Consider the following 24,134-nt stretch of genomic DNA (forward strand, 5'->3'; position numbering starts at 1 on the left):
CTCAGTGTGGCGCACGGCTTTCATATGAGAAAACCGCGCCGCCTGAATCATTCAGCGTCCGCTGCGCGCACCGCGCGTACGAACGCCGCCATCCGGGCGTGATCTTTCACGCCCCGGGCGCCCGGCACTTCGATGCCGCTCGAGACATCGACCGCGTACGGGCGCACGCGATGGATCGCATCACTGACGTTTTGCGCGTTCAACCCACCACTCAAAACGGCCCGACGCGCGAGCTCTGCTGGAATAAGTGACCAATCGAAAACCTTCCCGCCGCCGCCATAGCCTTCGACATGGGTGTCGAACAGAAGGCTGCTGGCTGCTGAATAGTTAAGCGCTGATTTTACCAAATCTGCCGGTTGAGTATCCGCCGCGACTCGCAACGCGCGCAACCAAGGCAAACCCGCAACCCCGGCAAGGGTTTCGCACTGCTCCGGGGTTTCGTCGCCATGAAATTGCAGCAGTGTGAGCCCGACATTGCTGACGACTTCGCGAATCCAGTCCGGCGTAGCGTTGACGAACAAACCGACTACCGACACAAACGGCGGGACGTCATGCACCAGCTCGACGGCCTGCGCGACGCTCACCGAGCGCGAGCTCGGCGGATAGAACACGAGGCCGATCGCGTCGGCGCCAAGGTCGATCGCCTGGGTCACGTCTTCGGGCTTCGACAGGCCGCACAGCTTGATACGCGTGCGATGCGGCGCCGCTTGCTGCTGCGCGCCGGCGTTAGCTTCAGCCGCCAGGTTTTCGGTTGATTTCATGTTTGCGCTTGCTCGGTCCATACCGTACTCCACGGCACGCTGCCTATTTGCGGCGCGGGCACGGCGAATTGCTCAGGATAGCCCACCTGCGCCAGGTACAGGCCGTCAGGCATGAAAGTCGGCGCGGCACAGTCGCGATCACGGCTGGCGAGGACCTCGGCCATCCACTCGGCCGGATGGCGTCCCCGGCCGATATCGACGAGACATCCCATGAGGTTGCGCACCATATGGTGCAGGAAGGCGTTCGCCCGAAAGCGGAAATGAACGAAGTCACCCTGTCGCCGCAGGTCGATCTGATACAGATGCTTGATCGGTGTTTTCGCCTGGCATTGCGATGAACGGAACGCCGAAAAATCGTGCTCGCCGATCAGGTGGGCGGCGGCGGTCCGCATGGCGTCGACGTCCAATGGCGTGTGTATCCAGCCGGCCCGCGTAGCCTGCATCGGCGAGCGGAACGGGTGGACGTACAGGACGTAGTAATAGGTCCGCTCGAACGCCGAAAAACGCGCGTGGAACACGTCAGGCATCGGCTTCGCCCACTGGACGGCAATGGTCTTCGGCAGGAAGGCGTTGGTGCCGCGGATCCACGAAAAGTCCGTGCGGTCGAGTTCAGTGTCGAAGTGCACGACCTGGCCGAGGCCGTGCACGCCCGTATCCGTACGGCCAGCCACAACGGTTTGCACGGGCGTTTGCGCGAACTCGCGCAACGCCCGTTCGAGCTCGTCCTGCACGGTCTTGCCGTGCGTCTGCGACTGCCAGCCGCAGAATGCCGAACCGTCGTACTGGACGCCTAGTGCAATACGCTTCACGACAACGGCGCGAGCGTCGAGAGCAGCGCGCGGGCATCGGCACGCGTGGCCGGATCGTTCGCTTCGATCACTTCGTTGATGAGCGTGCGCGCGCCGGACAGATCGCCGAGGTCGATATATTCGGCGGCCAGGTCGAGCTTGTTGCGGGCGATGCGGGTGAGATCGGCCTGCGTGAAGGCGGGCAAGGGCTGAGCCGGGCTCGGCGGCAACTCGAGGTCGAAATCGAGCTTCAGCGCGCCGAAGCCGGCGGCGCCCAGGCCCGCAACGGCTGCATGGCCCGCGGTGCCGGCGGCGATTTCATCGGCGACGTGCGGGGTGTCGTCCGGATCGTGCGGCGTCACGGCTTGCCGCGCCGTGGTTTCCGGGGACGCAACCGGTTGTGCTGCCAGCGATTCGGGTGCGTTCACCGCTGCGTCGGTCGATTCGATACGCGGCGGCAATGCCATGTCGAGGCTGCTGAATGCATCGACGGCGTCGCGCGGGAAGCCGGTCGGGACGGACGGCTCAACCTGCTGTTGCGCGAAATCGATGAGCGGAGGCGGGGTGTCGAAATGATTCTGCGGCTCGGCAAATGGCTCGTTCATCGCCTCATTCATCGGCTCTGCCAACGGCGCGGCCGGCGCGCTGGAGACCGGTTCGTCGTCCCATTGCAAACGGTGCGGAGGCACCTCTTGCTGGAAGCTCTCGCCGACCGGTTCAAGCGGCGTCAGCGGCAAAGCTTCAGCACCGAGTTCTGCCGCAGCGGCAAGGCTCGCTGCCGTGGTCGCTCCGTCGAGATTTTCGTGATGGGCTGCGGGAAGCGGTTCGGGCGTGAAACCGCTTTGGGCGGTCGGCACGACGTCCGGGCTCGGTTGCTCAGGTTCGATGGATGCAGGCGCTGGGTGGCTTTCCTGCCACGCGTGCTGGGACGCGTTGGGGTCTTGAGCGGGCAAGCCTGTGAACGATTGGAGGGCTGCGGCTTCGTGTTCTGCTGCTTGTTCGGTTGCTGCACGTTCTGCGGCTGCACGTTCCGCAGCCGCAGCTTGGTCTGCCCTCGCGCGCTCGGTTGCTGCCGTCTCTGCACCTTTGTTCTCTGCTGCCTCGCGCGCCGTCGCTTCCCGCGCAGCCGCATCACGAATTTCCGCGTCACGCTCCGCTGCCACGCGCGCCGCCATTTCCCGCGCAGCCGCATCACGTTCCTCAGCTTCGCGATCAGCCGCCGCCAGCGCGGCCGCATGCCCCGCGGCCGCATCGTCACCCACGTTCGATGCTTCGCTCGCCGGAACCGGTTCGGGCGTCGAAACGCCATCCTGTTGCGTCCCAGCCGCTCGCGCGGAAGCCGCCGCTGCGTCCTCCGCCAACGAACCTCTCGCCGCGGCAGCACCGTCGCGCCTACGCCGCCGCAGACGCAAAGCCGCCAGCAGCACGACCAATGCCGCGCCGATCGCCGCCGCCACGCTCAAATTCGTCTGCGAGATGTCAATGTCGTTCGACGTGGAAATCGCTGCACCGCCGTGTCCGGAAACCGCCGCCGCAGACGAACCGCCAGCAGCTGGCTGCGCACCGCGCGTCGAAGGCGTAACCGTTGCGGCCGGCGCACCGCCGATCCCATGTTTCTGCAACTCCATCAGCACGCGGTTCTTCAGCGCGAGCAATTGCTGCAAGCTGGACACCTGCGCACGCGGTTGCGATGCCGGTTGTGCGGTGGCCGCCGCAGGAACCGATGTTGTGGCAGGCGCCGGCGCAGCTTCAGCAGGCTCGCTGGCCGAGGGCTGGATCGCGCCCGACCAGACATGTGCACCGCTGACCGGCAACGCGCCTGCAGCCTGTGAACCCGCTACGGGCGCCGTCGAGACAGCACCGGCCGTTGCCGGGCTTGCGTCAGCCGTCGAGCTGGCCGTCCCTGACACCGCAGGGGTGGCTGGCGCTGCAGCGCGAGCCGCGGCGCTTGCCGCGCTCGCTGCGGCGGCATTGACCTGCGCCACGCCGCTCGCGACGCCAACCGCAGCACCGACGGCCGCCGCGTTCGGGGCAGAAGCAGGCGTAGCCGTAGCCGTAGCCGTAGCCGTAGCCGCCGACGATGCGGCAGTCGCAGCCCCCGCAACCGGCGCAGACGCCACCAGAGCGCCGGACGCATCCAGCGCCGGCATCGTCAACAGCGCGCCTATGCGCATCCGGCTCGGATCATGACTCATGAAGGCATTCGGATTCGCATCGAACAGCGCGCGCGAAGCGCGTGCGAGCGTTCCCCTGTCGTGTGATTGCGTGACGGCAATCGCCACATCGTTCAACGACTGCCCGGGCCGCACCGTATATTGACTGCCGGCGGCGTAAGAAACGGAGGCGCCCTCCGGCGCGCTTGCGGCGTCACCGGGCGCAGCCACTGCGCTACCAACGCCGGCGCCAGCCAGCGCGAGCGCCAAAGTGGCCGCTGCCGTCAGCCGGCCCGTACCTTGATGCATAAACATAGCCCGAAGGGAAGAGAGTCGAAGGTTCATCGGGACTCCTGGCGCGTCAGCGCGCAGCCCTTTTTTGCGGTTGGAAAGAGACAAGATGATCGGAGCACACAATGAAAAAAGCGCCGCGCAAGCGCGACGCTTTTTGAATTTTCTACGCGTCGTAAGCGCGTAGTTTACTTTACTTGTCGAGCACAATGCGAAGCATGCGACGCAGCGGTTCTGCCGCGCCCCACAGCAGCTGATCGCCAACCGTGAAGGCCGACAGATATTCGCCGCCCATCGCCAGTTTGCGCACGCGGCCGACCGGCACGGTCAACGTGCCCGTCACCACCGCCGGGGACAGATCGCGCATGGACGCTTCACGCTCGTTCGGCACGACCTTGACCCAGTCGTTGCCCGACGCGAGGATGCTGTTCACCTCGTCGAGCGGCACGTCCTTGTTCAGCTTGATGGTCAGCGCTTGCGAGTGGCAGCGCATTGCGCCGATCCGCACGCACAAGCCGTCGACCGGAATCGAACCCGGCGTGCCCATGGCCGGCTTGCCGAGAATCTTGTTGGTTTCCGCGCCGCCCTTCCACTCTTCCTTCGACATGCCGTTGCCGATATCCTTGTCGATCCACGGAATCAGCGAGCCGGCGAGCGGCACGCCGAAGTTGTCGGTCGGCATGCGATCGCTGTTCATTGCGCTCAGCACGCGGCGGTCAATGTCGAGAATCGCCGACGACGGATCAGCCAGGTCTTCCTTGGCCGCACCGTACAGCGTGCCCATTTGCTGCAGCAATTCGCGCATGTTCTGCGCACCCGCGCCCGAAGCCGCCTGATACGTCATGGCCGTCATCCAGTCGACGAGGTTTTCGCGGAACAGGCCGCCCAACGCCATCAGCATCAGGCTGACCGTACAGTTACCGCCGATGAAATTCTTCTGGCCCTTGACCAGCGCGTTCTTGATCACGTCGAGGTTGACCGGATCGAGAATGATGACCGCGTCATCTTTCATGCGCAGCGAGGAAGCCGCGTCGATCCAGTAGCCGTTCCAGCCCGCTGCGCGCAGCTTCGGGAACACCTCATTCGTGTAATCGCCGCCCTGGCAGGAGATGATCGCTTCGCACTTCTTCAGGTCTTCGATGCTTGTTGCATCTTTGAGCTTGGTCTCGTTTTTGGCGAACGACGGCGCGTTGCCGCCCGCGTTGCTGGTGCTGAAAAACACCGGTTCGATCAAGTCGAAATCGCCTTCCTGCTGCATGCGTTGCATCAGGACGCTGCCGACCATACCGCGCCAACCTACGAGACCTACGTTCATGACTTCATACCCTTCGAGTGGAAACTTCCCCGCATCTTTGCCCGCAGTGACCGCGCGGGGAAGATGAGCGGGCACGACGGACGATCAGCGTTTCGTGATCGTTTTCGGGGTAATCGTTTTGGTGGTGGTAATGGCGAGCTCAACCACACGGGCTGTTTTGCCGTGGAGTGTCGAAATCGAGGAGATTTGAGCTGTGTGCGCCATCGCTACAATATACACGAAAACCGGAATCCGACGATGTCATCAATCGCCGCTATCGCCCGTATTACGCGCGAATCGGCCTGTTTCAAGGCCAATTCGCGTTTTAAAGGCCGTTTGGCGGCCTGATTGGTGCCTGGCTTTGCAGTGCTTACAGGGCCGCGATCACTGCGTCGCCCATGGCGACCGTGCCGACCTGCTTGCAGCCTGGCGTCAGGATGTCGCCAGTGCGATAGCCCTGTTCCAGCACCTTCTTTACCGCGCTTTCGATGCGATCCGCCTGTTCCGCCTTGTTCAGCGAATAGCGCAGCATCATCGCGGCCGAGAGAATCGTTGCCAGCGGATTCGCCACGCCCTTGCCGGCGATGTCCGGCGCCGAACCGTGCGACGGCTCGTACAAGCCCTTGTTGTTCTTGTCGAGCGAGGCCGACGGCAGCATGCCGATCGAACCCGTCAGCATGGCGGCTTCGTCGGAGAGGATGTCGCCGAACATGTTGCCGGTTACGACCACGTCGAATGCCTTCGGCGCCTTCACTAACTGCATCGCCGCATTGTCCACGTATATGTGCGACAACTCGACGTCCGCGTATTCCTTCGACACGTCGATCATCACGTCGCGCCAGAACTGCGACGTTTCGAGCACATTCGCCTTGTCCACGCTAGTCAGCTTCTTCTGGCGCTTTTGCGCTGCCTGAAAGGCGACGTGCGCGATGCGGCGCACTTCGGGTTCCGAATAGCGCATCGTGTCGAAGCCTTCCTTCGCGCCGGCGAACAGACCGTCCGGCGCTTCGCGCACGCCGCGCGGCGCGCCGAAGTAGATGTCGCCGTTCAGTTCGCGCACGATCAGGATGTCGAGGCCCGAAACAATCTCTTCCTTCAACGACGACGCGCCCGTCAGTTGCGGATAGCAGATCGCCGGACGGAAGTTCGCGAACAGTTGCAAGTGCCTGCGCAGGCCGAGAATCGCCTGCTCCGGGCGCAACGCGCGTTCGAGCGAGTCGTACTTCCAGTCGCCGACGGCGCCGAACAGGATCGCATCGGCTTCTTTCGCCAGCGCCAGCGTCGAATCGGGCAGCGGATGACCCTTCGCTTCGTAGCCCGCGCCGCCAACCGGCGCTTCTTCGAGTTCGAACTTTTCGCCGAGCACGTTCAGGACCTTCACGGCCTCCTTGACGATTTCGGGACCGATGCCGTCGCCCGGCAAGACTGCGATCTTCATGCGAATTCCTTGATGGTTTTTCTGTTTACCCAACGATTCGGTGATTCAGCCAAGGCTGCTTCGTGATCCGTTCCGCTTCGAACTGGCGAATCTTGTCCGCGTGACGCAGCGTGAGGCCAATGTCGTCGAAACCGTTCAGCAGGCAATACTTGCGGAAGCCCGCGACTTCAAACGGATACTCAGCGCCGCCATCAGATGTACGCACGACTTGCGCCTCCAGATCGACGGTCAGCTTGAAGCCGTTGAACGCGTAGGTTTCGTTGAACAGGTGATCGACTTGCTGTTCGGTCAGCACGATCGGCAGCACGCCGTTCTTGAAGCAGTTGTTGTAGAAAATATCGGCGAAGCTCGGCGCAATGATCGCGCGGAAGCCATATTGCTCCAGCGCCCACGGCGCGTGCTCACGCGAGCTGCCGCAGCCGAAGTTCTTGCGCGCCAACAGGACCGAGGCGCCCTGATAACGCGGTTGATTCAGCACGAAATCCGGATTCAGCGGACGCTTCGAGTTGTCCTGACCCGGCTCGCCGTGGTCGAGGTAACGCCATTCGTCGAACGCGTTCGGACCGAAGCCCGTGCGCTTGATCGACTTCAGGAATTGCTTCGGAATGATCGCGTCCGTGTCGACGTTTTCGCGATCGAGCGGCGCCACGACGCCGGTGTGTACGATGAATTTATCCATGACGCTTGCGCCTGTTTCAAGACCGGGCGATACGCGTGGCGGCCGAAAAGCCACTCGCCGCATTGCCGGCAAAAATCAAAAACCGCTTATTTGTCAGCGTGATTGCTGATCGAATTGCCGAGGTGCGACATGTCCTCGCCGAATCCGTGCACCGTGTTGCAACCGGTCAAACCTAGCAATAGTCCAGCCAGGGTACCGAGTGCGAAGCGGCGCAATAGAGTGGTGCGATTCATGTTCTTCATCATGCGTTTTATCCAAGCTTGCGAATATCGACGAAATGCCCTTCGATAGCCGCAGCGGCAGCCATCGCGGGGCTCACGAGGTGGGTACGGCCACCGGCGCCTTGACGACCTTCGAAATTACGATTCGACGTGGACGCGCAGCGCTCGCCCGGATCCAACCGGTCGGCGTTCATCGCGAGACACATCGAACAACCGGGCTCACGCCATTCGAAACCGGCATCAGTAAAGACCTTGTCGAGGCCTTCGCGTTCCGCTTGCGCCTTCACCAGACCCGAACCCGGCACCACCATGGCCAGACGGATGTTCGGCGCGACGCGGCGGCCGAGCTTCTTCACGACGTAGGCCGCAGCGCGAATGTCTTCAATGCGCGCATTGGTGCACGACCCGATGAAGATTTTATCCGGCTTGATGGATTCGATCGGCGCATTCGGTTCGAGCGCCATGTATTTCAACGCGCGTTCCATTGCGTCACGCTTGACCGGGTCTTTTTCGCGTTCCGGATCCGGCACGCGGCCGTCTACGGCGGTGACCATTTCCGGCGACGTGCCCCACGTGACTTGCGGCACGATTTCCGCAGCGTTCAGCTCGACCACGCGATCGAATTGCGCGCCTTCGTCCGTCTTGAACTGTTTCCAGTACTCGACTGCGTGATCCCACTCGGCGCCCGCCGGCGAGAACGGACGGCCCTTCAGGTATTCGACGGTGGTGTCGTCCACAGCGACCATGCCGGCGCGCGCGCCTGCTTCGATCGCCATGTTGCAGACCGTCATGCGGCCTTCCATGGACAGCGCCCGAATCGTCGAACCGCCGAATTCGATCGCGTAGCCGGTGCCGCCTGCCGTGCCGATCTTGCCGATGATCGCGAGCACAATGTCTTTCGCGGTACAGCCGCGCGGCAACGGGCCTTCAACCCTCACCAGCATGTTCTTGCTCTTCTTCTGCAAGAGCGTTTGCGTGGCCAGCACGTGCTCGACTTCCGACGTACCGATGCCGTGCGCCAGCGCGCCGAACGCGCCGTGCGTGGACGTGTGCGAGTCGCCGCAGACGATGGTCATGCCCGGCAGCGTAGCGCCTTGCTCCGGCCCGATGATGTGCACGATGCCCTGGCGCAGGTCGTTCATCTTGAACTGCGTAATGCCGTAGCTATCGCAGTTCGAATCGAGCGTATCCACCTGCAGCTTGGAGACCGGATCAGCGATGCCGTGACTGCGATCCGTGGTGGGGACGTTATGGTCCGACACCGCCAGATTCGCGCTGATACGCCACACCGGACGCTCAGCCAGTTTCAGGCCTTCAAACGCCTGAGGGCTGGTGACCTCGTGCAGCAGGTGACGGTCGATATAGAGAATCGTCGTGCCGTCTTCTTCCGTGTGGACCACGTGTGTGTTCCACAATTTGTCGTAGAGAGTCTGTGCCATGGTATGCGGGGTAGTAGTGACTGCGGGCTGACTGTGTCGGTCGATTATGCCACGCAGAACCTCGCTTTGGGCCCCTCAATCATGGAGAAAACCGATAAAAAACAGGGAGTTGGGTGGTAGTGGCGATACCTGTATGGGCGTTACCCGGCAACGGATTGCGTGACGCGCGACGCAACGCCACGCCACGCATGGTCATGGGTCAGCGCGGCGCGGCGCTTCATGCGCGAACACGTACGGCCCATGCACATTCAGAACTCAGCGTTTGAGATCGAACCCCAGTTGGGCACGCCCCTGCGGCGTCAGATCGCTTTCCTGCGCACGCCCGATGAAATCCGTTTCGAAGTGATCGGCGGGAAAATCCGGCGGACTCTCGCCGCGCAGGAAGCTCGGCAGTTGGCGCTTCAGATACGCCTCGTTTTTCGCGCACCACGGCGCCGATGAAATATACATCACGTTGCTGTAGCCGCTGCCTTTATGCGCGTCTTCCACGGAATGCACGACATCGCTGTGCCAGAACACAGCGTCGCCCGCTTGCATGTGAGGAATCGGCGTGACTGCTTCGAGCAGCAAGCCATGCCATTCAGGTTTGATCGACAGTGCACGCGCCGGCTGTGCGCCGCAGAGTTCGTCTTCAGGAACGTCGTCCTGCAAGGCGCGCAGGATTACGTAGGCCATGGCATTGGCAATTGGGATCAGTTGCAGCGTTCCATCGCCGGGTCCTTGCGGCGTCAGCGCGGTCCACCCCTGGAAGGTGCGGAACATCGAGCATACGGCGGGCGACGGGATCTCCTGCACATCGGGGCGGAAGGCGGCGTCGAATGGATCGTACGCACGCCAGTTGCCCGACAGCACGTGCCGGTACACCTGCTGGAAGTTCGGATCGAGCCAGCGCTCCACCGAGCCGCCGTCGACGTGCGGCGACAAACCCAACGATTCCGAGCCCGGCGGCCGGCGGCGGATACGGTCCGCGTAGACCGGCACGCGCGCTGGATCGAAGTGCTGCTTCCCTTCGCTCTCTGACGTCCACAAGCGGTTGAGGAATACGCGCGTGTTGGTCAACTGCTCGGACTGCCGGGCCGCCGTTTGCGGTTTCGACCAGTACACACCATAAATCTGCGGCTTGCTCGAGGAGAGATTGCCGAAGTATTTGTCCTCTGCGCGGTGTGCGAGCTTATCGTCGAGGTTATTGCGCTCGACGTATTGCGCGATTTCATCGTTCCAGTCACTGGCTTGCTGGCGGGTGAAAACCCCGCGCACTACGCATGCGCCGCACGTCTTGATCCGGGCGATCGCAGCAGGGTCGACGTCGCCGGAAACGATACTCGCGTAGTCGAACACGGGAATGGCTTCGCGGCTCTCTTCACGGTCGCGGCGGATGGCGTCGACCTGCTGCCGGATCGCGCCTTCGACTTCGCTGAACACCCGTGCATAGTTCGGCAACGCGGCACGCAGCGCGCGTTTCGTGGTGAGGATCGCTTCCGGAAGATTGTCGATCACGAGCGGCATGACTTGTCTCCTTGCATTGGTTTTGTGTTGGGCTGCGGTGCGGTGCGGTGCGGTGCGGTGCGGTGCGGTGCGGTGCGGTGCGTCCAGATTAGGGACCTTTGCCGCCCCGCATACATCTTTTTCGGCCAATTATCGATACAATTCTGACATTCGCCGTTTTTCCTTCCTGCGGCCAGGTTGCATAGCGTGAAACCCCAATACGAACGCGTCACCATCCCCGACGGCTGCTCGGTCCGCGTCTACCATCGGCAGCTCGCGCAGATTCCGTTCGAATGGCATCACCACCCTGAATATGAACTCACGCTGACGATGAATAGCCGTGGCCGGCGCTTCGTCGGCGACCATATCGCCGACTACTGCGGCGACGATCTCGTGCTGGTGCCGCCGGATATGCCGCACACGTGGGCGTCGACGGAGCCGATCGATGCACGCGAGCCGCAGGTGGCGATCGTGGTGTGGTTCAGTGGCGATTGGGCGCGGCGGATGGCTGATTGCTGCCCGGAGTTTGCTTTGTTGCGGACGTTGTTGAGGCGGGGTGCGCCGGGGCTGCGGTTTGCGCCGGAAGCCGTAGCGTTGATCCGCGGGCAGATGGATGCCCTACTGGATACGTCGCCACGGGTGCGGCTTGGCGCGGTGCTGGAGGTGCTCGCATGCCTCTCTGAGGCGGAATCCGAACCACTGGCATCGCCGGCTGCACACGGGTTGGGCGCGCGACAACAACGCGCTCGCGACTCGCAACCAATGCGAGCGACGCAACAGAGGCACGCCGCGCAGACGGCCGCCTTCGCGCCCGCTGTCTCGCCAGGCGGCAGTGCATCGGAAGCGGAGCGGCTAAACCGCGTCCTCGATATGCTCGATCGGCGTTTCCACGAACCGCTGCGCGTGGCTGAGCTATGCGAGGTGGCCAACCTCTCGGAGCGCTCGCTGCACCGTTACTTCGTACGACATGTGGGTGAAAGCGTCGGACGCTATCTGAACCGGCTACGCATCGGCTATGCGACACGGCAGTTGACCGATACAGGCTGGCCGATCGCGCTGATCGCGACGAAAGCCGGCTTTCCGAATCTCGCCAATTTCAATCGACAATTCCTGTCTGCGCGCGGCATGACGCCGAGTGCGTATCGGCATTTTTTCGAAACGCACGGGCAGGCGCAGAAGGACGCCACCACGCCAGCCAACCTCAAAGTTCGGCCACCGTCGCTTGAACGAGCCCGGCGACGTCAGGCACGCGCGCCCCAAAACAAAACGCCCCAACGGTGAACCCGTTGGGGCGTTTTTCATCAGCCAGATCCTGCGTTGATTCGCAGCAAACGACCACTACAAACTACACACGCTCAACCCGATCAACGTTGTGCAATCGGCTTCGCTTCACGCTGCGTATCGCCGATGAACAGCTGACGCGGACGGCCAATCTTCTGTTCCGGATCGGCGATCATTTCGTTCCACTGTGCAATCCAGCCGACCGTACGTGCCATCGCGAAGATACACGTGAACATCGACGTTGGGATGCCCAGCGCGCGTTGAACGATACCCGAGTAGAAGTCGACGTTCGGGTACAGCTTGCGCGACACGAAGTATTCGTCTTCCAGTGCGATTTTTTCCAGCGCCATGGCCAGCTTGAACAGCGGGTCGTCGTGCAGGCCCAGCTCTTCCAGCACTTCGTGGCAGGTTTCGCGCATCAGCTTCGCACGCGGATCGTAGTTCTTGTAGACGCGGTGACCGAAGCCCATCAGCTTCACGCCCGAGTTCTTGTCCTTCACCTGCTTGATGAACTCAGGAATGTTGTCGACCGAGCCGATTTCTTCCAGCATGTTCAGTGCGGCTTCGTTCGCACCACCGTGCGCCGGGCCCCACAGGCAGGCGATACCCGCTGCGATACACGCGAACGGATTAGCGCCCGACGAACCCGCCAGACGAACCGTCGATGTCGACGCATTCTGCTCGTGGTCAGCGTGCAGGATCAGGATACGGTCTAGCGCGCGCACCAGCACGTCGTTGACCTTGTACTCTTCGCACGGGTTCGAGAACATCATGTGCATGAAGTTCGCGCTGTACGACAGGTCGTTCTTCGGGTACGCAAACGGCTGGCCGATGCTGTACTTGTACGCCATCGCGACCAGCGTCGGCAGCTTCGCGATCATGCGAATGGCCGACACGTCACGGTGACGCGGATTGTTGATGTCGAGCGAGTCGTGATAGAACGCCGACAGTGCGCCCACTGCCGCGACCAGAATCGCCATCGGGTGCGCGTCACGGCGGAAGCCACGGAAGAAGAAGTGCATCTGCTCGTGCACCATCGTGTGCTTCGTGACGGTGTCGACGAATTCCTTCTCCTGCGCTGCGTTCGGCAGTTCGCCCTTCAGCAGCAGGTAGCAGGTTTCGAGGAAGTCGGCGTTTTCCGCGAGGTTGTCGATTGGGTAGCCGCGGTACAGCAGCTCGCCCTTGTCGCCGTCGATGTAGGTGATAGCCGAATTGCACGCCGCCGTCGACATGAAGCCCGGATCGTACGTGAACTTGCCGGTCTGGCCGTACAGTTTGCGGATGTCGATCACGTCCGGGCCGAGAGTGCCCTTGTAAATCGGCATTTCAACGCTCGGCGAATTGTCGCTGAACGATAGCGTGGCTTTAACATCTGACGGGGTCATAGCACATCCTCAATCGAAGTATGGAAACAGGGTTTCGATAATTTGCACGCCTGGAACAACGGACACGCGGCGAACAAGCGGCGCTCAAGCGTTGCGCAACAGCTCCAGCACCCGGATCACATCCGGGTCGTCGGCAAGTTCGCCTTCCGGTTCCTTGCGGACCAGCAGCAAGTCCATCAGGTCGTTATCGCTCAGCTCGAGCAGGCTCGTAAGAGCGCCTACATCGGCATCGCTGAGGTCATGCTCATATCGGCTGAAAAAACGTTCAAAGATCAGATCGTTTTCCAGCAGGCCCCGCCGCGCACGCCAGCGAAGGCGCGCGCGGCGGAGAGGGTCGGACTGATGCGATGTTTCGTTGTTCATGTCAGTACGCGCCGGGCCGCCCCCAAGCGTACTGACCGCCCCTCAGGGGCAGCGAACGATAGGGAGCGTGGGCGCTGTTCATATCAAACAGCGCGGCGAACCATCAATTCCTTGATCTTGCCAATCGCCTTGGTCGGGTTCAGGCCCTTCGGGCAGACGTCGACGCAATTCATGATCGTATGGCAACGGAACAGACGGTACGGATCTTCCAGGTTGTCGAGGCGTTCACCCGTCGCTTCATCACGACTGTCCGCAATGAAACGATAGGCTTGCAACAGGCCAGCCGGGCCGACGAACTTGTCCGGATTCCACCAGAAGCTCGGGCACGAGGTCGAGCAGCTGGCACACAGAATACATTCATACAGGCCGTCGAGCTCGTCGCGTTCTTCCGGCGACTGCAGACGTTCCTTTTCCGGCGGCGGCGTATCGTTGATCAGGTACGGCTTGATCGAATGATACTGGTTGAAGAACTGCGTGAAGTCGCAGATCAGGTCGCGCACGACGGGCAGGCCCGGCAGCGGACGCAGCACGATCTTTTGCGGCAGGTCGTTCATGTTCTGCAAGCAGGCCAGACCGTTCTTGCCATTGATGTTCATCGCGTCCGAACCGCACACGCCTTCGCGGCACGAACGGCGGAACGACAAGGTTTCGTCGACCGCTTTCAGCTTGAGCAGCGCGTCGAGCAGCATGCGTTCGTGCGAGTCGATTTCGATCTCGTACGTTTGCATACGCGGTGCTGCATCCTTATCCGGGTCGTAGCGGTAAATTTCAAATGTACGCTTAGCCATTTCTGAATTCCTTTGACTTGTGCCTTAGAAGGTTCGCGCTTTCGGCGGTACCGATTCGACGGTCAGCGGTTGCATATGAACCGGCTTGTAGTCGAGGCGATCGCCTTCGCTGAACCACAGCGTATGGCGCAGCCAGTTTTCGTCGTCGCGATGTTCGAAGTCGTTTTGCGCGTGCGCGCCGCGGCTTTCCTTACGCGCTTCAGCGGAAACCATCGTGGCGCGCGCCACTTCGATCAGGTTCTCCACTTCCAACGCTTCAACACGTGCCGTGTTGAACACCTTCGACTTGTCTTTCAGGTAGATGTTGTCGACACGGTCAGTCACTTCGCGAATGCGCTCCACGCCTTCGGCCAGCAGCTTCGATGTGCGGAACACGCCGGCATGCGCCTGCATCGTGGAACGGATCTCGGCCGCAACGGTTTGCGAGTATTCGCCCGACGTTGATTTGTCCAGCTTGTTCAGGCGCGACAGTGAGAAATCGGCAGCGTCGGCCGGCAGTGGCTTGTGCTCCTTGATGTCCTTCACATGCTTGACGATGTGGTTGCCGGCTGCACGGCCGAACACCACCAGGTCGAGCAGCGAGTTCGTGCCGAGACGGTTTGCGCCGTGCACCGACACGCACGAGCATTCGCCCACTGCGTAGAAACCGTTCACGACTTCCTTATGATCCCGCGACGTGCCAACGACCTGGCCGTTGATGTTCGTCGGGATACCACCCATTTGATAGTGGATGGTCGGCACAACCGGAATCGGCTCTTTAATACAATCGACGTTCGCAAACTTCATGGCGATTTCGCGGATCGACGGCAGACGCTTCATGATCGTCTCGGCGCCGATGTGCGACAGGTCGAGCAGCACGTGATCCTTATTCGGACCCACGCCGCGGCCTTCCTTGATTTCCTGGTCCATCGAACGCGAAACGAAGTCGCGCGGCGCCAGATCCTTCAGCGTCGGCGCGTAGCGTTCCATGAAACGCTCGCCGTTCGAGTTACGCAGAATGCCGCCTTCGCCACGCACGCCTTCGGTAATCAGCACGCCTGCGCCGGCCACGCCGGTCGGGTGGAATTGCCAGAATTCCATGTCTTGCAGGGCGATGCCCGAACGCGCAGCCATACCCAGGCCGTCACCGGTGTTGATGAACGCGTTCGTGGATGCAGCGAAGATCCGGCCCGCGCCGCCCGTAGCGAACAGCGTGGTCTTGCCTTCGAGGATATAAACGTCGCCGGTTTCCATTTCCAGCGCGGTCACGCCGAGCACGTCGCCGTCGGCGTCGCGGATCAGATCCAGCGCCATCCATTCGACGAAGAATTGCGTCTTGGCAGCAACGTTTTGCTGGTACAGCGTGTGCAGCAGCGCATGACCGGTACGGTCAGCGGCCGCGCAAGCGCGTTGCACCGGCTTTTCGCCGTAGTTCGCGGTATGGCCGCCGAACGGGCGTTGATAAATCGTACCGTCCGCATTGCGGTCGAACGGCATGCCCATGTGTTCCAGTTCGTAGACTGCGTTCGGTGCTTCACGGCACATGAACTCGATCGCGTCCTGGTCGCCGAGCCAGTCGGAACCCTTGATCGTGTCGTAGAAGTGATAGTGCCAGTTGTCTTCGCTCATGTTGCCGAGCGATGCGCCGATGCCGCCTTGGGCAGCGACCGTGTGCGAACGCGTCGGAAACACCTTGGACAGCACGCAAACCGACAGACCGGCGCGCGCGAGTTGCAGCGAAGCGCGCATTCCCGAGCCGCCTGCGCCGACGATAACCACGTCAAACTTGCGACGCGGCAGAGAATTCTTGATTGCAGCCATTCTTTTACACTCTCCAGAGAATCTGCGCAGCGTAGCCCGCACATGCGAGCAGCCAGACGATCGTCAGCGCTTGAAGAAACAGGCGCGTGCCAACGGGCTTCACATAGTCCATCCAGATGTCGCGGATACCAACCCACGCGTGATAGAACAGCGACAGCAGCGTGACAAACGTGGCGAGCTTCATCCATTGCGTTGCAAAGATCGACGCCCAACCGTCATACGAGAAATCGCGCGCGCCGAAGAACCAGGCGAGCAGGATCACCGTGTAGACAGCCATGATGCAGGCCGTAATGCGCTGGGCAAGCCAGTCGCGCAGACCGTAATGTGCGCCGACGACAAGACGCTTCGGACCGATTCGGTTATTAGCTGCCATTTTTTTAGAATGCTCCGAAGAGTTTGAGCGCGAAAGCAATCGTCAGAAGCGACGAAACGACCAGCACCACGATGGAGGTTTGCTTGCCCTTCTCTTTAGTCGTGAGGCCGTGGCTTGTGTCCATGAACAGGTGACGCACGCCTGCACAGAAGTGAAACAGGAAGGCCCACGCGAGAACGAGCGTGATGAGTTTGACGATGATGTTGGAGAGGAAGCCCTTGAAGACTTCGAAACTGAGTTCGGAGGTCAGGCTCTGATCGAAGAGGTACAGCAGGAACGGAAGAAAAACAAAAAGCAGCAACCCGCTTACGCGGTGCAAGATCGACACTCGCCCCGCTAGCGGGAGACGGTATGCCGTCAAAATCTGCCCGATACCGATGTTCCGGAATTCCGGCCTCGGTTTTTTTACGGCTTCAGCCATGCTAGACCCCTACTATGTAGTCACACTAATCCGCAATTTTAGCGCCTTTTTATATCGCGCTGCAGCGAAAACCACTACAGGTCCGTTACAGCATGCGCGATAAAGGCGCCTTCAAACAGGCGCGCGCGTGGGACGCGACGCCTTTTTTCGTCCCGATTCAGCTCAGATCGTTCTGATAGTAATACCCGGTTGTGACATACCAACCACGGCGCACCTCAACCGGCCGGTCGCCATAGGTATAGGACACGCGCTCGACCGAAAGCAGCGGAAAACCCGCCGGCACATGAAGCAGATCGGCAACCGAAGGATCAGCCGCGACCGCCCGGATCTTCTCCGTTGCGCGGATCATGCGTGTGCCGAATTCCGTCTCGAACATCGCGTAAAGGGGACCTTTATACTCCGACAGCCGCTCGAGCGTGAGCCCGCGAAACACCGCGCCGGGCAACCAGATTTCGTCGAGTACGGTAACTTCGCCGTCGAACTGCAGCAAGCGCTTGATCAACACCACCGGATCGGCGGGTTTCAGATCGAGTTGCCGAGCAATGTCCGCCGAAGCGCGCAAGCGCCGGCATTCAAGCAGGCGGCTGACGTGCGGATGTTCCGCGCCGTCATCGGCCAGTAATCTGAGGAAGCGAAACTGGGCGCGATCTTCATTGTGCGTTGCAACAAAAGTACCCTTGCCCTGGCGGCGCACCAGCAGGTTGTCGGCGGCAAGCTCGTCGATCGCTTTGCGCACTGTTCCCTGACTGACCTTGAATCTGGCCGCCAATTCGACTTCACTAGGAATGATCTCGCCAGGCTTCCATTCGCCGCTTTCGAGGCTCTGCGTAATCAAGCCCTTGATCTGCTGATACAAAGGGCTGAAAGTGGGCGATGTAGCGGGCGTGGCAGCAGATACACCCTCGCCCGTGGCCCCATGGCCGTTCGGATTCGTGGTGTTCGCCGGGTTCGAAGTCATCCGCGCATTTCATCATAAAGGGCCGGGCCGCGTCTAGGGTTTTCCCCGCAACAGATATGTCTTATATAAGACATAAGATAATGTTGACTTTGTGTCTGACGACTCCTACACTCCTTGTCGAGCAAGGGTTTGCGGGGTTTTCGGCGACTGTTTTGCACTATGCAATGCAGCGCCGCAGCGCACCGGCGGCCACTCTGCACCATGCTGTTCCCATGCAGTCCAGGTTTCGATTCGCCGCCATTCGTTGGTCAGACGCTTGCCGAAACGCGCTGTTTGCAGGAGCCCGCACCGTGCAGCGGCTACCCGGCGCCAACATGCCTCGCTTCCCGCTCTTCAGCAGCACAGGTTCCGGCATGGCGGTCTTGCCGCAGCGCCGCACAGCCTCGGCACATTACGAGGCCGTACGCGAACAGTGAATTCCGCCGTGTTTCACAACGCTTCGCTGAACGCGCATATAGAATGGCGTTTTCCCTAGCGTCTAACGCATCGTCCTGGAGATTTCTCAATGGCTAAGCCCGCAAAGCGCGTTGCCGTCACCGGCGCCGCAGGTCAAATTGCTTACTCCCTGCTGTTCCGCATCGCCAATGGCGACCTGCTCGGCAAGGATCAGCCGGTTATCCTGCAACTGCTCGACCTGCCGCAAGCGCAAGGCGCCGTCAAAGGCGTCGTGATGGAACTGGATGATTGCGCATTCCCGCTGCTGTCGGGCGTCGTGATCACCGACGACCCGAAGGTTGCGTTCAAGGATGCAGATGTGGCCCTGCTGGTCGGCGCACGTCCGCGTTCGAAAGGCATGGAGCGTAAGGACCTGCTGTCGGCAAACGCCGAAATCTTCACGGTTCAGGGCAAAGCGCTGAACGACGTCGCCAGCCGCGACGTGAAAGTGCTGGTGGTCGGCAACCCGGCCAACACGAATGCTTACATCGCGATGAAGTCGGCGCCGGATCTGCCGAAGAAGAACTTCACCGCCATGCTGCGCCTGGACCACAATCGCGCACTGTCGCAACTGGCCGCCAAGTCGGGCAAGCCGGTCGCTTCGATCGAAAAGCTGGCTGTGTGGGGTAATCACTCGCCGACCATGTATCCGGACTTCCGCGTCGCAACGGCTGAAGGTCAAGACCTGACCAAGCTGATCAACGACGAAGAATGGAACCGCAACACGTTCATCCCGACCGTCGGCAAGCGTGGCGCAGCGATTATCGAAGCGCGCGGCCTGTCGTCGGCAGCGTCGGCAGCTAACGCTGCAATCGACCACGTGCGTGACTGGGTGCTCGGCACGAACGGTAAGTGGGTCACGATGGGTATTCCGTCGGACGGTTCGTATGGCATTCCGGAAGACATCATCTACGGTGTGCCGGTTACCTGCGAAAACGGCGAGTACAAGCGCGTTGAAGGTCTGGCAATCGACGCGTTCTCGCGCGAAAAGATGGACGGCACGCTGAACGAGCTGCTCGAAGAGCGCGAAGGCGTTCAACACCTGCTGGGCTAATCGCCTGATGCAGACAAACCGGAACTCCGAAGCGTCACCGCGGCGGGTTCCGGTTTTTTACGTGCGAATGCAGGTACGGCGCTGCAATCTGCGGCTAGTTTCGCAGACCGCCATGCCGGTATCCGCATCTGATCCGAACGCGTTTTGAGCGGCTGTTTGATGCTCGCCGAGCAGAGCGCGTCCGAATCAGATTTCCCTAACGACCACCCACGCCCCTGACGCCGAAGATGCGCGCCCTCACACCCGCCGAAGTGCTGTTTGACGGCGAAGTGCCGCCCGCTGTGCTGCCTGCCTGCGATCACTACGCCGGCAGCGAGAAGCTGATGCTGAAATCACTGGCATTGCAGCAGCAACTCGGCCCCGTGTTCGACGTCACGCTCGATTGTGAAGACGGCGCGCAGGTCGGCCGCGAAGCCGAACACGCGGAGCTGGTCGCGTCGCTGCTGGGCAGCGAGCATGATCACTTCGGCCGCGTCGGCGTGCGGATCCACGATTTCGATCACCCGCACTGGCGTGACGACGTCCGTCTCATTCTGCGCGCCGCAAAGCGGGCGCCCGCTTACATCACCCTGCCGAAAATCCGCAACGTTCCTGATGCCGCCGAAATGGTCGCATTCATCGAGGCGACGCGGCGTGAACTCGGCATCGCGCAGCCGGTGCCAGCGCAACTGCTGGTCGAAACACATGGCGCGTTGACGCGCGTGTTCGATCTGGCCGCGCTGCCGGGCGTCGAGGCGCTGAGCTTCGGCCTGATGGACTTCGTCTCCGCGCACGACGGCGCAATCCCGGATACCGCCATGCGCTCGCCCGGTCAATTCGATCACCCGCTGGTGCGGCGCGCGAAGCTCGAGATCTCGGCGGCCTGTCACGCGCACGGCAAGGTGCCATCGCATAACGTCAGCACGGAAGTACGCGACATGAGCGTGGTCGCGAACGACGCGGCGCGCGCGCGCAACGAGTTCGGCTACACGCGGATGTGGAGCATCCATCCGGCGCAGATCGAGGCGATCGTCGCCGCGTTTGCACCACGCGACGAGGAAATCGTCACCGCAACCGAAATTCTGCTGGCTGCACAGTCCGCTCAATGGGGACCGACGCGCCATCACGACACGCTGCACGACCGCGCGAGCTATCGCTACTACTGGTCGGTGCTGCGTCGCGCGCAATCCACTGGCCGCACCGTCCCGCAAGACGCCGCGCCGCTCTTCACGAAAGTGGGCGCTAACGGGCAAGTCGCATCATGAGCACGATGGTCAACGCGGCAGCCCGCGTAGCAGTGCTGAACGGCGCTCTCATGTGGGCCCGTGCAAGCGAGTCCCTGCATCGCCTGGTGCAGCGGGGAGCAGGCGTCGAATGCGCAGTTCAACCAGAAGCAGTGAGCAGGCACAAAGGAGATTGCGGGAGATGAGCGAGACGACGCAAACCGCCGGTGCACAAGGCGAGAACGAACCTAAAAGCGGCTTCAAACCGAAGAAATCGGTGGCCCTGTCCGGCGTGACGGCGGGTAACACTGCACTTTGCACGGTCGGCAAGACTGGCAACGATCTGCATTACCGCGGCTACGACATTCTCGACATCGCCGGTGCGTGCGAATTCGAAGAAATCGCGTATCTGCTGGTCCACGAAAAGCTGCCGACGCAGGCCGAACTGATCGCCTACAAGACGAAGCTCAAGGCGCTGCGCGGCTTGCCCGCGAACGTCAAGGCCGCGCTGGAGTGGATTCCGGCCGCCGCGCACCCAATGGACGTGATGCGCACGGGCGTCTCGGTGCTCGGCACCGTACTGCCGGAGAAAGACGACCACAACCTGCCGGGCGCACGCGACATCGCCGACAAGCTGATGGCCTCGCTCGGTTCGATGCTGCTGTACTGGTATCACTACTCGCACAACGGCAAGCGCATCGAGGTCGAAACCGACGACGATTCGATCGGCGGCCACTTCCTGCATCTGCTCCACGGCGTGGAGCCGTCGAAGGCATGGGTCGACGCAATGCATGTGTCGCTGAACCTGTATGCCGAGCACGAATTCAACGCGTCGACGTTCACCGGCCGCGTGATTGCCGGTACGGGCTCGGATATCTACTCGGCCATCACCGGTGCAATCGGCGCGCTGCGCGGCCCGAAGCACGGCGGCGCGAACGAAGTCGCATTCGAGATCCAGTCGCGCTACCAGACGCCCGATGAGGCCGAAGCCGATATCCGCAAGCGCGTCGAAAACAAGGAAGTGGTGATCGGTTTCGGTCACCCGGTGTACACGATCTCCGACCCGCGTAACAAGGTCATCAAGGAAATCGCGAAGAAGTTGTCGAAGGAAGCGGGCAACAACAAGCTCTTCAATATCGCCGAGCGTCTGGAAACAGTGATGGCAGATGCGAAGAAGATGTTCCCGAATCTCGACTGGTTCAGCGCGGTTTCGTATCACATGATGGGCGTGCCGACAGCGATGTTCACGCCGCTGTTCGTGATCGCCCGCACGGCTGGCTGGAGCGCGCACATTATCGAGCAGCGGATCGACAACAAGATCATTCGTCCGAGCGCAAATTACACCGGTCCCGAGAATTTGAAGTACGTGCCGCTAAATAGGAGAAAATAGCGGTCGCTGTGCGCTTTCAAAGCGCGTGCAGTTCAACCCTCACGGTTGCCAGGACCGGTAGCCCGTGCACTGTTCAACTGAAATTAGATAGAAAGGTTCTCCACCATGAAAAAGCTGATGATCGCCGCCGTGATTGGCGCCCTGTCCACGACGATGCTGACCGTCGCGACTGACGCCGCCGCACAAACGGCGACCACCGCCACGAAGCCGGTTGCCAAGGCTGTGGCGAAACGCCCGCAACCGAAACGCCTGATCAAGCGCAAGGGCAACGCGGCCAAGGAAGCGAAGGTCGATCCGGTTCCGGACGGCTCGGTAAAGTGGTCGTGCAACGAAGGTCTGGCATTCGACCTGAAGGGCGACATGAAGCGTGACCAGATCGTCACGGTTCACTGGGCGAACAAAAACTACAACTTGCCGCGCGAAGCGACCACCACGGGCGCAGACCGCTTCCACGACGCAGCATCGGGTATGGATCTCGTCGTGATCCCGACGAAGGCCATGTTGTTCTCGGACAAGGACAGCTCACGTCTGGCCGACGAGTGCAAGACGGCAGAGATGGTGCAAGGCGCACCGGCTCCGACGCAATCGAACGCGATCAACAAGACTAACTAATCAATCAGTTACATCAGGAAAGCACCCCGATGTCCGCTCCGATTTCCAACGTGCGACCCGACCCGGACCCAGTCCTGGCCGATATTGTCGATTACGTGCTGGATTTCCCGATCGACAGCACGCTCGCGCTGGATACCGCGCGTAACTGCCTGATCGATACGCTCGGTTGCGGACTCGAGGCTCTGACCTACCCGGCGTGCACCAAGCTGATGGGACCGATCGTGCCAGGCACGATCGTCCCCAACGGCGCGAAAGTGCCGGGCACGTCGTTCCAGCTGGATCCGGTTCAGGCTGCCTTTAACATCGGCGCAATGATCCGCTGGCTGGACTTCAACGACACCTGGCTGGCTGCGGAATGGGGCCATCCGTCGGATAACCTCGGCGGAATTCTGGCGACAGCCGACTGGCTCTCGCGCAGTGCCATCGCAGCAGGCAAAAAGCCGCTGACGATGAAAGACGTATTGATCGGCATGATCAAGGCGCACGAAATTCAAGGCTGTATCGCGCTCGAAAACTCGTTCAACAAGGTTGGGCTCGATCATGTGCTGCTGGTGAAGCTGGCGTCGACCGCGGTGGTCGGCCAGATGATCGGTTTGACGCGCGATGAGTTGATCAACGCGGTATCGCAAGCATTTGTCGATGGGCATGCGCTGCGCACCTACCGCCATGCGCCGAATACCGGCTCGCGCAAGTCGTGGGCCGCAGGCGATGCGACGTCGCGCGCCGTGCGTCTCGCGTTGATCGCGAAGACCGGCGAGATGGGCTATCCGTCGGTGCTGACGGCTAAGACGTGGGGCTTCTACGATGTCCTGTTCAAGGGCAACGCGTTCAAGTTTCAGCGTCCGTACGGTTCGTACGTGATGGAAAATGTGCTCTTCAAAATTTCGTTTCCGGCAGAATTCCACGCGCAAACGGCAGTGGAAGCTGCGATGACTTTGCACGCACGACTCCTGGCTCAAGGCAAGCGCATCGAGGACATCAAAAAGATCACGATCCGCACCCACGAAGCTGCGATCCGCATCATCGACAAGAAAGGCCCCCTGAACAATCCGGCCGACCGCGACCACTGCATTCAGTACATGATCGCCGTGCCGCTGATCCACGGCCGCCTGACGGCCTCGGACTATGAAGATTCGATCGCGCAGGACGCGCGCATCGATGTGCTGCGCGCGAAGATGGAATGTGTCGAAGACGCGCAGTTCACGAAGGATTATCACGATCCGGAGAAGCGTTCGATCGCCAATGCACTGACGGTCGAATTCAACGACGGGTCGACATTCGACGAAGTTGTAGTCGAATACCCGATCGGTCACAAGCGTCGTCGCGAAGACGGGATTCCGTTGCTGGTCGAGAAGTTCAAGACCAACCTCGCGCGCCGCTTTCCGGTCAAGCAACAACTGGCGATTCTCGACGTGTCGCAGGATCAGGCAAGGCTCGAAGCCATGCCGGTCAATGAGTACGTCGATCTGTACGTCATCTAGTTAAGTTAAGTACTGTAGTTCCGCGATCAAACCAAGGAAAAC

General features: G+C 61.2%; 22 protein-coding genes. 6 read left to right on the plus strand and 16 right to left on the minus strand.

Features of this window, described 5'->3' with window-relative positions; all coding sequences use genetic code 11:
- Positions 1–47: 47 nt before the first annotated feature.
- The 9 genes from PQQ52_RS06730 to PQQ52_RS06770 all read right to left on the minus strand — a co-directional run bounded on the left by PQQ52_RS06730 (position 48) and on the right by PQQ52_RS06770 (position 10,570).
- A complete protein-coding gene (locus PQQ52_RS06730; RefSeq protein ID WP_408208211.1) occupies positions 48–761 on the minus strand; it encodes a phosphoribosylanthranilate isomerase in 714 nt (237 codons plus the stop codon).
- Positions 758–1,570, minus strand: coding sequence for a tRNA pseudouridine(38-40) synthase TruA (gene truA, locus PQQ52_RS06735; RefSeq protein ID WP_408208214.1), 813 nt, complete (start codon positions 1,568–1,570; stop codon positions 758–760). Before truA ends, PQQ52_RS06730 begins: the two co-directional genes overlap by 4 nt.
- Positions 1,567–4,047, minus strand: a complete 2,481-nt coding sequence (locus tag PQQ52_RS06740) for a motility hub landmark protein FimV (protein ID WP_408208217.1) — start codon at positions 4,045–4,047, stop codon at positions 1,567–1,569. The genes truA and PQQ52_RS06740 overlap by 4 nt, the downstream gene beginning before the upstream one ends.
- Before the next feature lie 139 nt (positions 4,048–4,186).
- On the minus strand, positions 4,187–5,308 hold the full coding sequence (gene asd / locus PQQ52_RS06745) for an aspartate-semialdehyde dehydrogenase (protein WP_408208220.1): 1,122 nt from the start codon (positions 5,306–5,308) through the stop codon (positions 4,187–4,189).
- 349 nt (positions 5,309–5,657) lie between these two features.
- On the minus strand, positions 5,658–6,725 hold the full coding sequence (gene leuB, locus PQQ52_RS06750; RefSeq protein ID WP_408208223.1) for a 3-isopropylmalate dehydrogenase: 1,068 nt from the start codon (positions 6,723–6,725) through the stop codon (positions 5,658–5,660).
- A 25-nt stretch (positions 6,726–6,750) separates the two neighbouring features.
- The gene (gene leuD / locus PQQ52_RS06755) at positions 6,751–7,404 is read right to left on the minus strand and encodes a 3-isopropylmalate dehydratase small subunit (protein WP_325045392.1); all 654 of its coding nucleotides are present in this window, start codon (positions 7,402–7,404) and stop codon (positions 6,751–6,753) included.
- An 86-nt stretch (positions 7,405–7,490) separates the two neighbouring features.
- Entirely contained in the window at positions 7,491–7,649 is a 159-nt protein-coding gene (locus tag PQQ52_RS06760) for an entericidin A/B family lipoprotein (RefSeq protein ID WP_134963612.1), read from the minus strand.
- Positions 7,650–7,654: 5 nt separating this feature from the next.
- On the minus strand, positions 7,655–9,064 hold the full coding sequence (gene leuC / locus PQQ52_RS06765; RefSeq protein ID WP_408208227.1) for a 3-isopropylmalate dehydratase large subunit: 1,410 nt from the start codon (positions 9,062–9,064) through the stop codon (positions 7,655–7,657).
- 255 nt (positions 9,065–9,319) lie between these two features.
- A complete protein-coding gene (locus PQQ52_RS06770; protein ID WP_408208230.1) occupies positions 9,320–10,570 on the minus strand; it encodes a DUF1479 domain-containing protein in 1,251 nt (416 codons plus the stop codon).
- A gap of 186 nt (positions 10,571–10,756) precedes the next feature.
- Between PQQ52_RS06770 and PQQ52_RS06775 the strand changes: the two genes are divergently transcribed.
- Positions 10,757–11,830 carry a helix-turn-helix domain-containing protein gene (locus tag PQQ52_RS06775; protein WP_408208233.1) on the plus strand — a complete coding sequence of 358 codons (1,074 nt, stop codon included), beginning with the start codon at positions 10,757–10,759 and terminating at the stop codon, positions 11,828–11,830.
- An 83-nt stretch (positions 11,831–11,913) separates the two neighbouring features.
- Here the strand turns inward: PQQ52_RS06775 and gltA are convergent, their stop codons facing one another.
- The 7 genes from gltA to PQQ52_RS06810 all read right to left on the minus strand — a co-directional run bounded on the left by gltA (position 11,914) and on the right by PQQ52_RS06810 (position 17,918).
- A complete protein-coding gene (gene gltA / locus PQQ52_RS06780) occupies positions 11,914–13,215 on the minus strand; it encodes a citrate synthase (RefSeq protein ID WP_325045389.1) in 1,302 nt (433 codons plus the stop codon).
- Positions 13,216–13,299: 84 nt separating this feature from the next.
- Positions 13,300–13,578 (minus strand): FAD assembly factor SdhE, encoded by a 279-nt coding sequence (locus PQQ52_RS06785; RefSeq protein ID WP_408208236.1) that lies wholly within the window; start codon positions 13,576–13,578, stop codon positions 13,300–13,302.
- A gap of 83 nt (positions 13,579–13,661) precedes the next feature.
- Positions 13,662–14,366 (minus strand): succinate dehydrogenase iron-sulfur subunit, encoded by a 705-nt coding sequence (locus tag PQQ52_RS06790; protein ID WP_007178777.1) that lies wholly within the window; start codon positions 14,364–14,366, stop codon positions 13,662–13,664.
- 24 nt (positions 14,367–14,390) lie between these two features.
- Positions 14,391–16,166 carry a succinate dehydrogenase flavoprotein subunit gene (gene sdhA / locus PQQ52_RS06795; RefSeq protein ID WP_408208239.1) on the minus strand — a complete coding sequence of 592 codons (1,776 nt, stop codon included), beginning with the start codon at positions 16,164–16,166 and terminating at the stop codon, positions 14,391–14,393.
- 4 nt (positions 16,167–16,170) lie between these two features.
- Positions 16,171–16,539, minus strand: a complete 369-nt coding sequence (gene sdhD, locus PQQ52_RS06800; RefSeq protein WP_054034791.1) for a succinate dehydrogenase, hydrophobic membrane anchor protein — start codon at positions 16,537–16,539, stop codon at positions 16,171–16,173.
- A 4-nt stretch (positions 16,540–16,543) separates the two neighbouring features.
- A complete protein-coding gene (gene sdhC / locus PQQ52_RS06805; protein WP_408208241.1) occupies positions 16,544–16,960 on the minus strand; it encodes a succinate dehydrogenase, cytochrome b556 subunit in 417 nt (138 codons plus the stop codon).
- 157 nt (positions 16,961–17,117) lie between these two features.
- Positions 17,118–17,918, minus strand: a complete 801-nt coding sequence (locus PQQ52_RS06810) for a GntR family transcriptional regulator (protein ID WP_408208244.1) — start codon at positions 17,916–17,918, stop codon at positions 17,118–17,120.
- A 505-nt stretch (positions 17,919–18,423) separates the two neighbouring features.
- On the opposite strand from PQQ52_RS06810, the gene PQQ52_RS06815 reads away from it, so the two are divergent.
- The 5 genes from PQQ52_RS06815 to PQQ52_RS06835 all read left to right on the plus strand — a co-directional run bounded on the left by PQQ52_RS06815 (position 18,424) and on the right by PQQ52_RS06835 (position 24,092).
- Entirely contained in the window at positions 18,424–19,407 is a 984-nt protein-coding gene (locus PQQ52_RS06815; RefSeq protein WP_064271074.1) for a malate dehydrogenase, read from the plus strand.
- A 227-nt stretch (positions 19,408–19,634) separates the two neighbouring features.
- Entirely contained in the window at positions 19,635–20,651 is a 1,017-nt protein-coding gene (locus PQQ52_RS06820) for an HpcH/HpaI aldolase/citrate lyase family protein (RefSeq protein ID WP_408208247.1), read from the plus strand.
- Positions 20,652–20,811: 160 nt separating this feature from the next.
- Complete coding sequence (gene prpC, locus PQQ52_RS06825; RefSeq protein ID WP_408208250.1) at positions 20,812–21,999, plus strand: bifunctional 2-methylcitrate synthase/citrate synthase; 1,188 nt, start codon at positions 20,812–20,814, stop codon at positions 21,997–21,999.
- A gap of 105 nt (positions 22,000–22,104) precedes the next feature.
- Complete coding sequence (locus PQQ52_RS06830) at positions 22,105–22,611, plus strand: hypothetical protein (RefSeq protein WP_408208253.1); 507 nt, start codon at positions 22,105–22,107, stop codon at positions 22,609–22,611.
- A gap of 29 nt (positions 22,612–22,640) precedes the next feature.
- On the plus strand, positions 22,641–24,092 hold the full coding sequence (locus PQQ52_RS06835) for a bifunctional 2-methylcitrate dehydratase/aconitate hydratase (protein WP_408208256.1): 1,452 nt from the start codon (positions 22,641–22,643) through the stop codon (positions 24,090–24,092).
- Positions 24,093–24,134 lie beyond the last annotated feature (42 nt).

It is taken from the genome of Paraburkholderia sediminicola (assembly GCF_046030555.1).
In the GTDB taxonomy this organism is placed as follows: Bacteria; Pseudomonadota; Gammaproteobacteria; order Burkholderiales; family Burkholderiaceae; genus Paraburkholderia; species Paraburkholderia sediminicola_E.

Excerpts from the sequence above, each read along its gene's own strand:
- PQQ52_RS06785 (WP_408208236.1), bottom strand. The coding sequence starts at position 13,578 with ATGAACAACGAAACATCGCATCAGTCCGACCCTCTCCGCCGCGCGCGC.
- PQQ52_RS06770 (WP_408208230.1), bottom strand. The coding sequence starts at position 10,570 with ATGCCGCTCGTGATCGACAATCTTCCGGAAGCGATCCTCACCACGAAA.
- gltA (WP_325045389.1), bottom strand. The coding sequence starts at position 13,215 with ATGACCCCGTCAGATGTTAAAGCCACGCTATCGTTCAGCGACAATTCG.
- PQQ52_RS06815 (WP_064271074.1), top strand. The coding sequence starts at position 18,424 with ATGGCTAAGCCCGCAAAGCGCGTTGCCGTCACCGGCGCCGCAGGTCAA.
- PQQ52_RS06830 (WP_408208253.1), top strand. The coding sequence starts at position 22,105 with ATGAAAAAGCTGATGATCGCCGCCGTGATTGGCGCCCTGTCCACGACG.
- PQQ52_RS06810 (WP_408208244.1), bottom strand. The coding sequence starts at position 17,918 with ATGACTTCGAACCCGGCGAACACCACGAATCCGAACGGCCATGGGGCC.
- asd (WP_408208220.1), bottom strand. The coding sequence starts at position 5,308 with ATGAACGTAGGTCTCGTAGGTTGGCGCGGTATGGTCGGCAGCGTCCTG.
- PQQ52_RS06820 (WP_408208247.1), top strand. The coding sequence starts at position 19,635 with ATGCGCGCCCTCACACCCGCCGAAGTGCTGTTTGACGGCGAAGTGCCG.
- PQQ52_RS06835 (WP_408208256.1), top strand. The coding sequence starts at position 22,641 with ATGTCCGCTCCGATTTCCAACGTGCGACCCGACCCGGACCCAGTCCTG.
- sdhA (WP_408208239.1), bottom strand. The coding sequence starts at position 16,166 with ATGGCTGCAATCAAGAATTCTCTGCCGCGTCGCAAGTTTGACGTGGTT.
- leuC (WP_408208227.1), bottom strand. The coding sequence starts at position 9,064 with ATGGCACAGACTCTCTACGACAAATTGTGGAACACACACGTGGTCCAC.
- sdhC (WP_408208241.1), bottom strand. The coding sequence starts at position 16,960 with ATGGCTGAAGCCGTAAAAAAACCGAGGCCGGAATTCCGGAACATCGGT.
- PQQ52_RS06730 (WP_408208211.1), bottom strand. The coding sequence starts at position 761 with ATGAAATCAACCGAAAACCTGGCGGCTGAAGCTAACGCCGGCGCGCAG.
- PQQ52_RS06760 (WP_134963612.1), bottom strand. The coding sequence starts at position 7,649 with ATGATGAAGAACATGAATCGCACCACTCTATTGCGCCGCTTCGCACTC.
- sdhD (WP_054034791.1), bottom strand. The coding sequence starts at position 16,539 with ATGGCAGCTAATAACCGAATCGGTCCGAAGCGTCTTGTCGTCGGCGCA.
- prpC (WP_408208250.1), top strand. The coding sequence starts at position 20,812 with ATGAGCGAGACGACGCAAACCGCCGGTGCACAAGGCGAGAACGAACCT.
- PQQ52_RS06790 (WP_007178777.1), bottom strand. The coding sequence starts at position 14,366 with ATGGCTAAGCGTACATTTGAAATTTACCGCTACGACCCGGATAAGGAT.
- PQQ52_RS06740 (WP_408208217.1), bottom strand. The coding sequence starts at position 4,047 with ATGAACCTTCGACTCTCTTCCCTTCGGGCTATGTTTATGCATCAAGGT.
- leuB (WP_408208223.1), bottom strand. The coding sequence starts at position 6,725 with ATGAAGATCGCAGTCTTGCCGGGCGACGGCATCGGTCCCGAAATCGTC.
- leuD (WP_325045392.1), bottom strand. The coding sequence starts at position 7,404 with ATGGATAAATTCATCGTACACACCGGCGTCGTGGCGCCGCTCGATCGC.